This is a genomic window from Thalassospira sp. A3_1, from assembly GCF_017744215.1.
Taxonomy (GTDB): domain Bacteria; phylum Pseudomonadota; class Alphaproteobacteria; order Rhodospirillales; family Thalassospiraceae; genus Thalassospira; species Thalassospira lucentensis_A.
This window is the reverse complement of sequence record NZ_JAGHQQ010000002.1, coordinates 724,463-739,210: the sequence shown is the minus strand read 5'-3', so window position 1 is coordinate 739,210 and position 14,748 is coordinate 724,463. Positions and strand designations below refer to the sequence as shown.

13 protein-coding genes are annotated in these 14,748 nt (G+C 55.7%); 7 read left to right on the top strand and 6 right to left on the bottom strand.

Annotated features, from left to right (window positions below; translation table 11 throughout):
* Nucleotides 1–15: 15 nt before the first annotated feature.
* Nucleotides 16–1,002, bottom strand: coding sequence for a hypothetical protein (locus J7395_RS10480; RefSeq protein WP_209221420.1), 987 nt, complete (start codon nt 1,000–1,002; stop codon nt 16–18).
* A gap of 363 nt (nt 1,003–1,365) precedes the next feature.
* Between J7395_RS10480 and J7395_RS10475 the strand changes: the two genes are divergently transcribed.
* Nucleotides 1,366–1,950 carry a TIGR00730 family Rossman fold protein gene (locus tag J7395_RS10475; protein ID WP_114111682.1) on the top strand — a complete coding sequence of 195 codons (585 nt, stop codon included), beginning with the start codon at nt 1,366–1,368 and terminating at the stop codon, nt 1,948–1,950.
* A gap of 179 nt (nt 1,951–2,129) precedes the next feature.
* Complete coding sequence (locus tag J7395_RS10470; protein WP_209221419.1) at nt 2,130–3,209, top strand: cytochrome-c peroxidase; 1,080 nt, start codon at nt 2,130–2,132, stop codon at nt 3,207–3,209.
* A 105-nt stretch (nt 3,210–3,314) separates the two neighbouring features.
* On the opposite strand, the gene J7395_RS10465 is transcribed toward J7395_RS10470, so the two are convergent.
* Nucleotides 3,315–4,292, bottom strand: coding sequence for a LysR family transcriptional regulator (locus tag J7395_RS10465; RefSeq protein ID WP_209221418.1), 978 nt, complete (start codon nt 4,290–4,292; stop codon nt 3,315–3,317).
* A 100-nt stretch (nt 4,293–4,392) separates the two neighbouring features.
* A complete protein-coding gene (locus J7395_RS10460) occupies nt 4,393–4,887 on the bottom strand; it encodes an Rrf2 family transcriptional regulator (RefSeq protein WP_209221417.1) in 495 nt (164 codons plus the stop codon).
* 156 nt (nt 4,888–5,043) lie between these two features.
* Between J7395_RS10460 and J7395_RS10455 the strand changes: the two genes are divergently transcribed.
* The 3 genes from J7395_RS10455 (at nt 5,044) to J7395_RS10445 (ending at nt 9,181) form a co-directional block, all read left to right on the top strand.
* The gene (locus J7395_RS10455) at nt 5,044–6,033 is read left to right on the top strand and encodes an NAD(P)/FAD-dependent oxidoreductase (protein ID WP_209221416.1); all 990 of its coding nucleotides are present in this window, start codon (nt 5,044–5,046) and stop codon (nt 6,031–6,033) included.
* A 171-nt stretch (nt 6,034–6,204) separates the two neighbouring features.
* Nucleotides 6,205–7,167, top strand: coding sequence for a DMT family transporter (locus tag J7395_RS10450; RefSeq protein WP_114111686.1), 963 nt, complete (start codon nt 6,205–6,207; stop codon nt 7,165–7,167).
* A gap of 364 nt (nt 7,168–7,531) precedes the next feature.
* The gene (locus J7395_RS10445; RefSeq protein ID WP_209221415.1) at nt 7,532–9,181 is read left to right on the top strand and encodes an alkaline phosphatase D family protein; all 1,650 of its coding nucleotides are present in this window, start codon (nt 7,532–7,534) and stop codon (nt 9,179–9,181) included.
* A gap of 112 nt (nt 9,182–9,293) precedes the next feature.
* Here the strand turns inward: J7395_RS10445 and J7395_RS10440 are convergent, their stop codons facing one another.
* On the bottom strand, nt 9,294–10,886 hold the full coding sequence (locus tag J7395_RS10440; RefSeq protein WP_209221414.1) for a DHA2 family efflux MFS transporter permease subunit: 1,593 nt from the start codon (nt 10,884–10,886) through the stop codon (nt 9,294–9,296).
* 1 nt (nt 10,887) lies between these two features.
* Complete coding sequence (locus J7395_RS10435) at nt 10,888–11,991, bottom strand: HlyD family secretion protein (RefSeq protein WP_231887038.1); 1,104 nt, start codon at nt 11,989–11,991, stop codon at nt 10,888–10,890.
* Nucleotides 11,992–12,085: 94 nt separating this feature from the next.
* On the opposite strand from J7395_RS10435, the gene J7395_RS10430 reads away from it, so the two are divergent.
* The gene (locus J7395_RS10430; RefSeq protein ID WP_209221413.1) at nt 12,086–12,745 is read left to right on the top strand and encodes a TetR/AcrR family transcriptional regulator; all 660 of its coding nucleotides are present in this window, start codon (nt 12,086–12,088) and stop codon (nt 12,743–12,745) included.
* A gap of 26 nt (nt 12,746–12,771) precedes the next feature.
* Here the strand turns inward: J7395_RS10430 and J7395_RS10425 are convergent, their stop codons facing one another.
* Nucleotides 12,772–12,954 (bottom strand): hypothetical protein, encoded by a 183-nt coding sequence (locus tag J7395_RS10425; protein WP_062952832.1) that lies wholly within the window; start codon nt 12,952–12,954, stop codon nt 12,772–12,774.
* A gap of 396 nt (nt 12,955–13,350) precedes the next feature.
* On the opposite strand from J7395_RS10425, the gene J7395_RS10420 reads away from it, so the two are divergent.
* A complete protein-coding gene (locus J7395_RS10420; protein ID WP_062960996.1) occupies nt 13,351–14,565 on the top strand; it encodes an NADP-dependent isocitrate dehydrogenase in 1,215 nt (404 codons plus the stop codon).
* Nucleotides 14,566–14,748: the final 183 nt, after the last annotated feature.

The window sequence follows — 14,748 nt, the reverse complement described above, 5'->3', positions numbered from 1 at the left end:
CTTGTCCCGCATTCCTTAAGGAATTGACTGCATTGTCGCCCCGATATAGGCCACAAGTGCCGCCACCAACACCGGCAATGCCAGAACCGATACCCGCACCAGCATCGCCAGAACCGCACCACCCGGCCCGGCATTCGCACCGATATCGGCTGGCAAAAGTGCTGCAATCCGCGCTGCACCCGATCCGGCAAACACCACCAGAACCAGAACCGCCATGGCAAATGCTGACGCCGGTGCTGCCAGCATCACGCCCGATGCACTTGCCATCAGCGCGGTACTGATCGCCAGCCACAACGCTGCACGATATTGCGGGGCGGCCTTTTCGGAAACCAGCGCCACCATAAGGGCGACCGAAAGACCAGCCTGAAAAACCACCTGATCGCGCAGGCCGAACTGGGCGGCAATAATCCCCTGCCCGACCGCAAGTGCCACAAAGGTCGCGACCGGTGCCGGTCGTGCGACATCCTCGTCGCTTGTGACATTGGATTTTGTCGATGTTTTGGCGGTTTTTGCAGATTTGCCGTTCTTTTTACCCCTGCCCTTGGCCGTGTCCGGGTCTTCGTCCTCGTCAAAATTCGGGCGTGTGACCCACAGGAAGGACGCCCCGATCAGGATATAGGCACCCCATACCAGCGTCACCAACCCACCCGGATGATATAGAAGCCCGGTAACAGGAGCCGCCAGAACCAGCCAACCACCCAGCAACATCAGAATGGCCGCAACAATCGCGCAAGGCCGCGCACGCAGATGTGCAAAATCAAGGATTGCACCACAAACCCCGCCCAGCACCAGCATAAGAAGTGCGGCACCCACACCGCCACGCGCGGTTTCCGGCAAACCGATGGCCGTCGGAACAGCCACCGCCACCGCCGGGATGACAGCGGCCAGCACCATACGCCGGGCCATTGCCCGCTCAAGCCCCAACCAAAGGGCGAGCATCAAAACCGTGGCGATAACACCGGACACCAGAATGGCGAGCCAAAAGGGACTGTCGACAAACACGTTGGGCGATCCTGCCTTCTTGTTGTTTCGTTTTCAAACCTGCGAACGGAACGGCATTGAGCACGCAGGCGCTGATATCCATCCCACAATCAGGTTCAGAACCTGTTAACCATCGGCGAAAAATTCGCCCCGGCTTATCGCGCCCGATCATGCCGATTGCCAAGGCAAAAATGCGGCAGGGTTCACATGGTATCAATACGGGCTGTCACAGGATCTTCGCAAAGGAAACTATTGACCCGACAATGGCGCAATAGGCTATGCTTGGCCCCTAGACGGGCCACATCGCCGGTCGGTACGGCGCGTTGCATACGTCGTGACCGGGCGAAAGTTACCTGCGAGATAACAACAAAGAGGCAGGTTGCCATGACAAGAGTAAAATCGATCTGTGTTTTTTGCGGCGCTTCGAACGGCAAAAACCCCGAGCACATGGAAAACGCGATTGCATTTGGCAAAATGATGGCCGAACGCGGTATTGCGCTGGTTTACGGCGGCGGGCGCATCGGCCTTATGGGGGCGGTTGCCGACGCGGTGATGAAAAACGGCGGCAAGGTCATCGGCATCATCCCCGCTCATCTTGACGATATCGAGGTCGGCCATAAAGGCCTGACCGAACTGATCGTCTGCAAATCGATGTATGAGCGCAAGGTCGAGATGTTCAAGCGTTCGGACGCCTTTGTCACGCTTGCTGGCGGCCTTGGCAGCCTTGACGAAGCGTTCGAGGCACTGACCCTTCGCCAGCTTGGCATACATGACAAGCCGCTGGTATTCCTCAATGCGCTGGGATACTGGGACAAATGCCTTGATATGATTGATGGAATCATCGAGGACGGCTTTGCGCGTGAGAGCAACCGCAACCTGTTTACGGTTGCCGAAACCCTTGATCAGGTCTTCGAACAGCTTGAAGCCGAACCCGCCCCGAAATTCGACCCGCGCGAAAAGCTTCTCTAAGCCCGCTTTTCCGGCCAATCCATCAAATCCGCAAGATATCGCGTCTTGCGGATTTTTCTTTGTCAAATTCCAATCAACATACTGATATCACGTTTATTTTAGAACTTTGATATATATCAGCGTCGCTGCATATACCTCCTGCTTTACTTCGCGAACCACCATCATTTGGGAGAGAGCAAATGAAATCATATCGTGGTTTAGCGGGCTGCCTTGTTTCGGTTACTGCCATGCTGGGGATCGTCGGGAACGTTCTTGCAGCAGAAACGCCATCGCCTGCCGATCTGCGCGAAGCCGCCCTTGAACATTTCGAAGTCATCCCGTCAATGGTACCGGCCGTTTCGGGCAATGCCGTTACCCGGGAAAAAGTCGAACTGGGCAAGATGCTGTTTTTTGATCCGCGCCTGTCATCCAGTGCGCTGATTTCGTGTAATACCTGCCACAATCTGGGCATGGGCGGGGATGACAACCTTGAAACATCCATCGGCCACGGCTGGCAGAAAGGACCCCGTAACGCCCCGACCGTGCTGAATGCCGTGTTCAACGAAGCGCAGTTCTGGGATGGCCGCGCCGAGGATCTCAAAGCACAGGCCAAAGGCCCGGTTCAGGCCGGGGTCGAAATGGCCAGCACCCCCGAACGTGTTGTCGAAGTGCTGAAAAGCATGGGCGATTACGTACAGAAATTCGCCCACGCCTTCCCGGGGGAAGCAGATCCGGTAACGTTTGATAACATGGCCAGAGCAATCGAGGCGTTTGAAGCAACCCTGATTACCCCGGCATCACGGTTTGACCAATTCCTGGAAGGCAACGATGCCATCCTGAACAAAACAGAAATGGCCGGACTTGAACTGTTCATCGATACCGGTTGTGCATCCTGTCATAACGGGGTGAATGTCGGCGGGACCGGTTATTATCCGTTCGGCGTTGTTGAACAGCCGGGTGCCGAAATCCTGCCACCCGATGACAAGGGCCGTTTTGCCGTCACCCAGACCGCGACGGATGACTATGTCTTCCGTGCGGGGCCGCTTCGCAATATCGCGCTGACGGCTCCCTATTTCCATTCTGGCAAGGTCTGGAATCTGGAACAGGCCGTCGCGATCATGAGTTCCAGCCAGCTTGGTGCCGAACTTGATGACAGTCAGATCAAGGCGATTACCGCCTTCCTCATGACCCTGACCGGGGAAGCACCGCGCGTGGAATACCCGATCCTGCCGGTCAGCAGTAAAACCACACCCAAACCGGCCGCAATGGTCGCAAACTGATCCCACAGGGGTGTGGAAAAGCAGAAAGTACCCGCAAAGGTGCGAACCCCGACACGCCCTTTGCGAACCTGCCGCCCGACACAACCCGGGCGGCATTTCTTTTACCTATTTCAGTTCCATTCCCTCACCGCCAGAGGCCCGTGCACCTGATAACTGCATCACCCGGCGTTTATAAATATCAGCAACCCAGTTGGTCGCCTGCTTGATACCTTCGGCCGCCCGTAGATCGCGATGAACAATCAGCCAGATATCGGAATCCAGCGTCTCGATCGGGCGCGAAACCCGGGCCAATGCAGGATCGCGGTCCCCCAGAAAGCACGGCAAAATCCCGGCCCCGATCCCGGTGCGCAACGCATTTTGCAGCATCGCGGTATTGCCCGCGCGAAACAGCGGCTTGTTACCGTCAATATGGGCCAGCAACCAGCGCTGGCTTTCATAAAGGTCAAATTCCTCGGAAAAACAGATCCACGGCGCATCAGAAAACACCCCACCTGGTCCCATACCACGCATATCATACGCCAATCTCTCGGTCGCATAGATCGCACAGGAAATCGTTCCAAGCCGCTTGGTGATAAAATCCCCGGTCAGGGGCAAACCATGCCGGACGGCAAAATCCGCCTCGCGCTTGGTCAGCAACTGCGTATCGTCGGATTGCCGGATTTCAAGGTAAAGACCGTCGGGTTTGCTATTGATCTGGCCAGCAAGAAACAGTGCCGACCACGCACTGGCGGTCAGGCGGACCTGCCGGTCTCGAATGCCCGATATCGCGTCACCCTGCCGGTGAAAGGCAAAGGCGGCTTCTTCCATCGCCTCGGCGCGCGGGCGCAAATCGCGCCCGGCCTCTGTCATGCGCAATCCCTCGGGCAGGCGATCAAACAGCACGACACCGACAACGTCTTCAAGAGCGGATAAATGTCGCCCCAATGTCGGCTGGCTGACGCCAAGCTCCTGCGAGGCCGCCCTGAGACTGCCGGTACGCGCAAGCGCCAGAAACACGCGAATATGATCCCAATCGGGTTTTTTGGTCGTCATCGGGGCCTCGGCTGATGGTGGGGCGCGATACAGGATTGAATAACGGATCATCAAACAACCCTATCGTTATTCATTATTGGATCACTACCCGCATCGCAAGTCATGGTTGCACGGGTACCTCCATAAAACCGCAAGCACCTGTAAAGTATGACTATTCGGAATCTTTGGACTTGGGCAGATGTTCAAAAATGTTGCCCGGTCCGGTCCATTTACCATCGGGTTCAGTCGGCCAGCGTTGATCGACATCGGATGCAAGATCCGCCAGCGTGACCGATGCGAACCGTTCAAGCAGAAGTTGCTCGGCCGCGTCAAACGAACTGCCAAGGGCGGCATTCACCGCCTGCTCGACCAGACATTCGGGATGTTCGACCGCAACCCCCATGGCAAAGATCGACGGATTGCCAAGCGCGTTATGGATATCAAGAAACGTGATTTCCGATAGCGGACGAATGATCACCCATCCGCCGCCATGCCCCTTTTCGGACCACACATAACCGGCATCGCGCAGCCCTGCCATCGTTCGGCGAACCACCACCGGATTGGTGTCAAGCATCCGGGCAATCATATCGGATGTCATCGCCCCGCCAAACCGGTCCATGTGGATCAGGACATGCAACATGCGGGAAAGGCGACTGTCACGGCGCATCAACGGTTTCCTTGGGGCTGGCATTCATCATATCCCAGACTATCGGGCTTTGGCGCATATTCGCAACACCAAAAGTTTCAAGATGCTTGACTCCAGAAAGTTACGACACTTATAAAGTTACATGATTGATTTTAAGGTATCACAGGAGTTCCGATCATGTCTGACGCCATCCCCACCCCGTCCGCAACCCAACCGGTTTCGATGCCTGATTCCGAAAAACTTTATGACGTGATCATCATTGGTGCCGGTTTCGCAGGCCTGTCCGCCGCGATGCAACTGGCGCGCGCCCGAAAACAGATATGCATCATTGATGCAGGACTACCGCGCAACCGGTTTGCCGCGGCCTCACACGGATTTTTCGGTCTTGATGGCCAAAGCCCGGATGAAATTTCGTGTCTTGCGATGGCCCAGATCAGGGCCTATCCCACCGTCAGCATTGTGCACGGTATGGCAAAAGCAGCGAGCCGACTTGAACCGGATGCCGCCGGAACCGTGAACGAAGACAACAACCGTTTCAAAGTGTCGCTTGATGACGGCCGCCGCTTTCAGGCCCGTCGCCTGATCCTTGCCACCGGGGTCGTCGATACCCTGCCCGATATCCCCGGCCTGATGCCGCGCTGGGGTAAAACGGTGCTGCATTGTCCCTATTGCCATGGCTATGAAGTGCGCGACCGCACCCTGGGCGTGCTGGCAACCGGGCCGATGTCCATCCATCAGGCCATGATGATCCCCGACTGGGGTCCCACGATCTTTTTTACGCAGGGGAAATACGAACCGGAACCCGAAATCCGTGCCCAGATGGATGCGCGCGGAATCACGATTGAACAAAGCCCGATTGTCGGACTGATCGGCGCAGCCCCCGACCTAGAGGCCGTTAAACTGGCTGACGGGCGCAGCATGCCCATTCAGGCATTGTTTGCCGGACCCACCGTTTCCATGACCAATCCACTTTCCGAAATGCTCGGCTGCGCGTTCGAAGAAGGAATTGCCGGGCCATTCATCAAAGTCGATGCATCACAGGAAACCAGTATCCCTGGCGTCTTTGCCGCAGGCGATGCTGCCACCGCACGGCATAATGCGACGCTGGCATCCGCAGCCGGTGTTCTGGCCGGGGTGGGTGCGCATCAGTCGCTGATTTTTAGCTGATCATACGGCCTGGTGTCACGGGTTAACGCCGCCGCCTGTGGAAGTCCGCATGGTTGGCGGCAGCCTGCCCCACGATACAAATATGAATAGCACCCCTTAAATATCGGGCATGGCTATTCATTCCTGAATCCAAGAGACTGTCATTGTTCATAACTTTTAAAGTTTTTTCATATGCCAGTTCTGATCCTGCTTGTCAGCACGACTGTCGTCTGGGCGATGCTTCTGGTATGCAACCGGATCGCATTGACGGCGTTTGATGTCGATGTCTATGCCATGACGTGCTGGCAACTCGTCTTTGGCGGGCTGGCGCTGGTGTTGCTTGCCCCCGGTCGGACCATTCCGTGGCGACAATTCACGTTGCGGATCAACTGGGCCTATGGAATTTTGCGCGTCCTGACCGGGGTCAGTTGGACCGCGGCACTGGTTTATATCAGCGCGCCTGAAAGCGGGATCTTATCGCAAACCGGCATGCCGATGGCAGCCCTTGCCGCGGCCTTTATCCTTGGCCGCGCACCGGGCAAATCGGAATGGTTCGGCCATGCAATCCTGCTTGCCGGGGCTGGCTTCCTTGCATGGCATCTGCCCGACGGCTTTGCCAATCCGGCGGTGTGGCTGATGCTGGCATCCGAGGTTACGGCGATTTCATCATCGGTTCTGGCGGAAAAACACCCCGACAACCAGATCAGGGATGCATGGTCGCATTTACGTTTTACCGGGGTTTTGCTGCTGATTACCGCCTCGGTGTTTCTGATCTTCCCACCGCTGATCGGCGCCATCAGCCCGGTTCCGATTCCCTACACCTCGCTTGACGGGTTCTTCGGGATCGAAACCATATTGGCCGGTCTGATCCTTGGAACGCTGTTGCGCGGACCTGCCATGGTCCTGACATTGCGGTCGATCAAGACAGCCGGGATGGAGAAATACATCCTGGCGACAAGTATCCTGCCCTTTATCCTGCTGGGGCTCGAAATGCTTGCCGCACGGTTTGACCTGACGCCAGCGCCGACACATGACAGTGTTTTCTGGATTTCGGCCCTTCTGGTGATGCTGGGCATCATGCAGATCACCTATTCGAAACGCCGCCATGCCAAGCGGCTCAAGACATCTGGCACAACCGATCCGGCCCCGGCCTGAGACAGATAGATGACCGAACAAGACGCGTCCCCTCGCGCCACCAATGCAGGGTCGCCAACGCCCCCAACGAGCCCCCTCTCGTAAGGGCATATCCCAAACGGCCAGCCTCCCAAAAAATTGGCCGTTCGACCCTGTTTCCATCCGGTTAGTCTCCCTTCCGGATGGACCGAAACGCCCGGTTTCCCCGACCGGGCGTTTTCTGTTTCAGGATGCGGCATTATTCCCGATAAAATTGCCAAACCATCGCATCTGAAACTTGAAATTGATACGCGCACAAATTCGCCTAAACTGCCTGCACCCCGAAAAGGGGCAAGAGGGACAACAAGCGCCTGAAAACGGGCCGCAAAACGCGCGGGGATTATCCATGACAAGTCTGCAACAGCCAGACAATTACGAAACACTCAAAGCCAAGATCAGCACGGCTGCCATTGTCGGTCACACCACCGACAGCACCGCGAAAATCTGGGTTCGGGCATACAGGGACGGCCTATGGACATTGATTGTCAGTGCGCAAAAGCTGCCCGAGGATGCCTATGACCTGTCGGGCAAAAGCCTTGCTGCAATGAAGGATGAAAACACTGATATCGTCTTCATGGCCGAACGCAATTTCACCCATCAGACCGACCTGACCACGACATTCGAGGTCAGCGGCCTTAAACCCGATACGCGCTATTACTATTATCTGGCGTCTGATAAGCTTGGTCTTGATCGCTGCATCGAGATGGGCGGCGATCACGCATACTCGTTCAGGACCCTTGCCAAAAACCCGCAATCCCTGCAATTCGGGTTTTATTCCTGCCACGACCCGTTCAGCGTCAAACCCAACAGCGAAGGCGCATGGGACAAGTTTTATGACGTGCTGAACGAACGAAGGGCCGATTTCGTGATTGGCGGCGGCGATCAGGTTTATTGCGACACCAACCATAAATCGCAAATCCAGGATGTCTGGGTGTGGCTTAAGAATAACAAAAACGCGTTGCTCGCGACCTATCGCAAACCCGACGGAAGCCTCAATGAACCCGCCATCATCGACTATTTCACCAAGCTTTACCGCACCTATTACCGGATTTACTGGCAGTTCGAACATCTGCGATATGTCTATCGCCGGTTCCCGCAATACATGATCTGGGACGATCACGAGATCATGGATGGCTGGGGATCGTTAACCGCCAAGGAACGCAAGGCCAAGATTTGCAATTTCTTTCAGGATGACGACGAAGACGCCAATTACGAACTTGTCATGCTGATGTTCAAGGCCGCAGCACAGGCCTATCTGGAATATCAGCACGCCCACAATCCTGACAGCAAGATCATCAATGACGATCCCGATGCCAGTGAATGGGATTATCATTTCGATCAGGGAGCTTATGGCTTTTACATGCTTGATGTGCGCGGCCATCATGATTGTGAATTGCCTGACGGGCAGCGATTGCTTGGTGCGGAACAGTTCAGGCGTTTCAAAAAGTGGATCAATTCAGCCTCAATTAAAAAGAAAAAGGCGATCTTTATCTGTTCGCCGGTTCCCGTCGTTCACTGGACGGAAAGTGCGGTCAACACCCTCGACTTTGGTGGGCAGAAGGATGATTTCATGGATGAATGGGGCCATGAAACCAACCATAAGGAACGCAATGCGATGCTTGAATTGCTGCTGGCCCGATCGGCTGAAAGCAACATCCCGATCGTGATCCTGAGCGGCGACGTCCATTGCGCCAGCGCGTTTCAGATCACCCATTGCACGACCTATCCCAAGGCGCGGTTGTTCAATGTGACCTCAAGTGCGATTTCGCGCAAACCGGCACCGGGCATTGCCACGGCTGCCATGCAGAAATCAGCCGAAATAGACGGATTTGACGGTGGGCGATTTGAACAGATGTTCCGCTTTGCCGGGGAAAATAACTTTGCCATCATCAATGCCGATTGCCAGGATAATGATTTGAAACTGACGGCCACCCTTTACTGGGCCGAACCCGGATCGGAAAGTGTCACGCAACAGGTGATCAAGCTGGTCAGTTAAAGAAGCCGGTCCCCGTTGGAACGGGGACCGGCCGGGCCGCACTCAAGCTTTCGCTTGCGGGGTCGGGGGAACATGTGCGGCCTTTTCTGTCTGATTGCGCTGTATCCTGTTTTTAGTGTGCGTCGGCGGATGGTTTGCCCGATCTTGCCGGGCGCGCCAGTGGCAAAAGCAGCAAAGCCAGAATGAAGATGCCCGCCATAGCAAGCTGCACATCGTTAAATGAAATCATGCTGGCCTCGCGGGTAACGATATTGACGATGGATTTCATGGCACTTGCCTGCGGATCGGGCAGCCCCATGGCGCTGTATCGTGCTGTCATCGTCGCCAGATAATTCTGGAAGCCAGTGCTGGCCGTGTTGATATGCTCGGCCAGATGCGCGAAATGCAGGTCAGTCCGTTTATCGAGCATCGTGTTGATCGCAGCCAAGCCAATCGCCCCGCCAAGGTTACGCATCAGATTATAAAGGCCACTGGCGTTTTTGATCTTTTCAGGCGGCAAGGTGCCAAGCGCCAGATTAGTGATCGGCAGCATACAGAACATCAGGGCAAAACCACGAACCGCCTGTGGCAGGATCAGTTCGTGGAACGATACCTGACTGTTCTGAAAACCGTTCAGCGCAACCCCGACCGCAAACAGCGCCAGGCCAAAGCCAAGAACGACGCGTGCGGGCAGTTTCGCCGTCAGTTTCCCGGCAATCGGGGCCGATATGAACTGGCAAATGCCGGTTACCGCCATGATGGTACCGATTTCCAGACTGTCATAGCCGCGCACACGGCTCAGCAGCAGTGGCAGGATATAGACGCTACCATAAAGCCCGATGCCAAGTGTGAAGCTAAAGATGCAGCCCATGGCAAAGTTGCGATCCCTGAACGAACGCAGATCGACAATCGGATGATCATAGGTAAACATGCGCCGGAAGAAATAAAGCCCCGAAATCACGCAGATAACGGCGCCATAAACAATGGCGCGTTCATCAAACCAGTCATCTTTCGGCCCTTCGTCCAGAACATATTCCAGACTGCCGAGGAATGCCGCCATCGCAAGCAATCCGCGCAGATCAAAGCCCCTTAGCAGCGAACGGTCGCCACGATCCACGTCCAGCGTGACTGCCACGACAAGCGCAATCAGCATCCCCGGCAAAACGTTGATCAGAAACAGCCAATGCCACGAAAACGACTGCGTCAGATACCCACCCAAGGTCGGCCCAACGGTCGGTGCCATGGTGGCAATCAGACCAATCATGACCGATGCAGTATTACGTTTATCCGCCGGGAAAATGATATAGGTCGTGGCAAAGACGGTCGGGATCATCGCCCCGCCAAGGAACCCCTGCGCGGCACGAAACCAGATCATGCTTTCGATCGACCAGGCAAAGGCAGAGGCGATGCTGAAAATCGTAAAGCCGATGGCGGATGCGACAAATAGCCAGCGTGTCGAGATCAGGCGTGACAGAAAGCCCGAAAGCGGGATCATTACAACTTCGGCAATCAGATAACTGGTCTGAACCCAGCCGATTTCATCCGGACTTGCCGAAAGACCCGCCTGAATGTTTTCTAGCGAGCTTGCGACGATCTGGATATCAAGGATCGCCAGAAACATGCCGACCACCATCGCGACCCAACCGATAAACTTGGTGGTATCGACATGCTGCACCGGGTTATCGGGCCGGACTATGGAACCGGGGCTGGTGGCGGCACTGCTCATTTCAGTTACGCTCCGACAGTTCCGGTGCCGGTGTTACGACACTCGCAAGGCCTGTACCCGAGGCATGTTCTGCCCCATCGTCATCGCGGACGTCGACATTGACAACAACCGACAGGCCGGGACGCAGGGCTTTGGCAAGGTCGCTGTTATCAAGGGCGATACGGACCGGGACGCGCTGGGTGATTTTGGTGAAGTTGCCGGTGGCATTTTCAGGCGGCAACAAACTGAACTGCGCGCCGGTTGCCGGGGCAAAGCTTTCAACCCGGCCGGTGATATCGGCATCAGGAAAGGCATCAACTTCAATATTGACCTTCTGGCCCGGTGCCATATGGCCGATCTGGGTTTCCTTGAAGTTTGCCACAACATAAACGCCGGGCAACGGTACAAGCACCAGCAGCTGTTCACCCGGCTGGACCAGTGCGCCGGTCTGAACCGACCGGTTACCGATCACGCCATCAAAGGGGGCATAGATACGAGTATCGTCAAGAGCCTGCTGGGCGATATCGCGCGATGCTTCGGCCTGCGACACAGCACGTTCGGCTTCGACCTTTTGGGCACGCAGAACACCGATCCGGCCCTGCTCGACTGCAAGCGTCGCATTGGCGGCGGCAACCTGTGCCTGTGCAGTCTGACGGTCGGCCTTGGCGTAATCGAATTTCTGGCGGCTGGCCGCACCCTTTTTCACCAGATCCTCGTAACGCGCGTAATCCTCGGAGGTGCGATCAAGTTCGACTTTGGCGATGCGCAGGTTAGCTTTAGCCTGATCGATGGCCGCCATCTGCAAGGTGATCTGTTCGTCCATGGTCTGAACCGCGGCACGGCGCGCCTCAAGTGCTGCCTCTGCCTGTTTCAGTTCGGCACGATAATCTTCGTCCTTGATGGACAACATCAGTTCGCCCTTGCGGACGGGCTGGTTTTCCGCAACCCGAAGATCGCCGACATAGCCCGAAACCTTGGGCGAAATCGCGACTTCATCGGCCTGCAGATAGGCATTGTCGGTGGATTCGTGGAACTGACCTTCGGTCACCCAATAGAACCCGTAATAACCGCCGCCACCGATAATCGCTGCGGCGATCAGGGGCAGTATGACTTTTTTCACACTCATCGTCCGTTTGATCCTTTTGGTATTGATCAGTACCATTTGATCCCTTATGGTACCAATCAGTACCAAACGTCAAGTGCAGAATTGGAACAGTTGCTTGTCCGAGACGCGAAATATCGACCCAAGAACCCTGAAACGCCGCGAAGCGCTTATCGATGCGGCCCGTGAACTTTTCTGTGAGCACGGCCTTTCGGGCACGACACTTGAAATGATCACGGCCGAGGCAGGCGGGTCCCGCCGGACAATTTACGAGCTGTTTGGCAATAAGGATGGCGTTTTCGAAGCGGTGATTCGCGATTGCACGGGACGTGTGGTTGCGGTCATGGCCGATCTGGAATTGTCACAGATGCCGTTGCGCGCCGCCCTGATCCGCTTTGGCGAAACACTGATGACACTTCTGACGACACCGGAAACCATCCGCTATATGCGATTGTTTCTGTCCGAGGTTCCGCGTTTTCCGCATCTGGGCAAGGTGTTTTATGAAAGCGGCCTGATGACCGGACGCCGGATCATTACATCCTATTTTGAACGCCAGATGGAAGAAGGCAATTTCCCGAGGAGCGACCCAAAACAGGCGGCCGTGTTTTTCACAAGCCTGCTTAAGGCCGATTACGATTTCCGGCAGATGACCTATGTCGGCTGGGAACCGCATGCAAAGGATTTGCATAGCCATGTGATTGCCGCGGTCGATATGTTCCTACGCGGATATGGCATTGATCCGGCAACCGTCGACCAGAAAGCCCCGGTGCAGGCATAAGTCTGCCGCACCGGAGGTTCCCCAGCTCAGAACATGATCAGCAGACGATAGGCAATCGGTCCCATCATCGTGATCACCCCGATCCAGACAAGGGCAAGCCCCCATCCCCGGTCGCGGAAGCTGTATCCAACGCCCAAAAGGCAAAAGCCGACAATACACAACGCGATGATGATATTGGTTTCATAAGGCAGGTTCATGGTATCCCCCATGCGCTTCCGGTTTGGCGATGCCGGAGTCTTCCCCCTTGAACCCGACAAATGCGAGTTTGACCCATTCCATAACCGTTTTCTTTGATCAGGATCATGCCGCCTTACATGACATACCCCTTGCCCGTGTTTTGCATATTAATTCAGGCAATGGTGTAAATATCGGACAAACCAACGTTTTTCCGGGTCATCTCGCAACCGGTCAAAGTGCAAAAACCCGCCAGTTTCCGCCTTGCGCGAAAGTCTTAACAACGATGTTGCGCCGCCCTCTTTGATTTTCTGATTTCATCCTGTATGTTGCGGGCTCCCGACGCGGCCAGGGCGCTCCCTCGCGCGCCGGATGACATGTCAAATGGCAGCCGCGCTGTATCCTGGCCGCGGCCAGAAAGGGAGTATTCCATGAGCAAGATTCAAGTGAAGAATCCCGTCGTCGAGCTCGACGGCGACGAAATGACCCGGATCATCTGGGACTTCATTAAAACCAAGCTGATCCTGCCGTATCTCGACATTGATCTTAAATATTACGATCTGTCGGTTCAGAAACGTGACGAGACCAACGACCAGATCACCATTGATGCGGCAAATGCCATCAAGGAACATCGCGTTGGCGTAAAATGCGCGACCATCACCCCGGACGAGCAGCGCGTCGAGGAATTCGGCCTGAAGAAAATGTGGAAGTCGCCGAACGGCACCATCCGCAACATCATTGGCGGTACCGTTTTCCGCCAGCCGATCATCTGCTCGAACGTTCCGCGTCTGGTTCCGGGTTGGACGCAGCCGATCGTTATCGGTCGTCATGCCTTTGGTGACCAGTACCGCGCGACCGACTTCAAGGTTCCGGGTGCAGGTAAGCTGACCATCAAGTTCCAGCCGGCAGACGGTGGCGAGCCGATCGAACACGAAGTTTTCGACTTCCCGTCTTCGGGCGTTGCCATGTCGATGTACAACCTTGATGAAAGCATCATCGGGTTTGCACGCGCCTGCATGAACTATGGCCTTGCTCTTGGCTGGCCGGTTTACCTGTCGACAAAGAACACGATCATGAAAGCCTATGACGGCCGCTTCAAGGATCTGTTCGAGGAAGTCTTCCAGAACGAATTTGCCGATAAGTTCAAAGCAGCCGGCATCACTTATGAACACCGCCTGATCGACGACATGGTTGCATGCGCGATGAAGTGGAATGGTGGTTTCGTCTGGGCTTGTAAAAACTATGACGGCGACGTTCAGTCCGACACCGTCGCACAGGGCTTTGGCTCGCTCGGTCTAATGACCTCGGTTCTGATGACGCCGGATGGGCAGACCGTTGAAGCAGAAGCAGCACACGGCACCGTTACCCGCCACTATCGCCAGCACCAGCAGGGCAAAGAAACCTCGACCAACCCGATTGCGTCGATCTTTGCCTGGACGCAGGGCCTGAAATACCGTGGCGAGTTCGATGATACGCCGGAAGTCGTGAAATTTGCCGAAACCCTTGAAAAAGTCTGCGTCGACACCGTCGAAGCCGGCTTCATGACCAAGGATCTGGCACTGCTGATCGGTCCGAACCAGAAATGGCTGACCACCACGCAGTTCCTCGACAAACTTGACGAAGGCTTGAAAGTTGCCATGGGCTGATTACCCGGCATTTTGCCAGAATGATGAAACCCCGCCGGTGCGAACTGGCGGGGTTTTGTTTTGCCCGAGAGCAGCACGGTTGGGATGACAAAAAAAGCCCCGCCGGAGGGGACCAGCGGGGATAAGTTTGCTGCGTGTCCCAACCAAAGAACGTACAGCAGAAAGCAGGATCAGATGCTTTTG

What these genes read in the sequence shown, in the direction of transcription:
- J7395_RS10460 (WP_209221417.1), bottom strand. Translation starts at nt 4,887, where the DNA reads ATGCGCCGTGACAGTCGCCTTTCCCGCATGTTGCATGTCCTGATCCAC.
- J7395_RS10425 (WP_062952832.1), bottom strand. Translation starts at nt 12,954, where the DNA reads ATGGGGGATACCATGAACCTGCCTTATGAAACCAATATCATCATCGCG.
- J7395_RS10465 (WP_209221418.1), bottom strand. Translation starts at nt 4,292, where the DNA reads ATGATCCGTTATTCAATCCTGTATCGCGCCCCACCATCAGCCGAGGCC.
- J7395_RS10475 (WP_114111682.1), top strand. Translation starts at nt 1,366, where the DNA reads ATGACAAGAGTAAAATCGATCTGTGTTTTTTGCGGCGCTTCGAACGGC.
- J7395_RS10445 (WP_209221415.1), top strand. Translation starts at nt 7,532, where the DNA reads ATGACAAGTCTGCAACAGCCAGACAATTACGAAACACTCAAAGCCAAG.
- J7395_RS10440 (WP_209221414.1), bottom strand. Translation starts at nt 10,886, where the DNA reads ATGAGCAGTGCCGCCACCAGCCCCGGTTCCATAGTCCGGCCCGATAAC.
- J7395_RS10455 (WP_209221416.1), top strand. Translation starts at nt 5,044, where the DNA reads ATGTCTGACGCCATCCCCACCCCGTCCGCAACCCAACCGGTTTCGATG.
- J7395_RS10420 (WP_062960996.1), top strand. Translation starts at nt 13,351, where the DNA reads ATGAGCAAGATTCAAGTGAAGAATCCCGTCGTCGAGCTCGACGGCGAC.
- J7395_RS10470 (WP_209221419.1), top strand. Translation starts at nt 2,130, where the DNA reads ATGAAATCATATCGTGGTTTAGCGGGCTGCCTTGTTTCGGTTACTGCC.
- J7395_RS10450 (WP_114111686.1), top strand. Translation starts at nt 6,205, where the DNA reads ATGCCAGTTCTGATCCTGCTTGTCAGCACGACTGTCGTCTGGGCGATG.
- J7395_RS10435 (WP_231887038.1), bottom strand. Translation starts at nt 11,991, where the DNA reads ATGAGTGTGAAAAAAGTCATACTGCCCCTGATCGCCGCAGCGATTATC.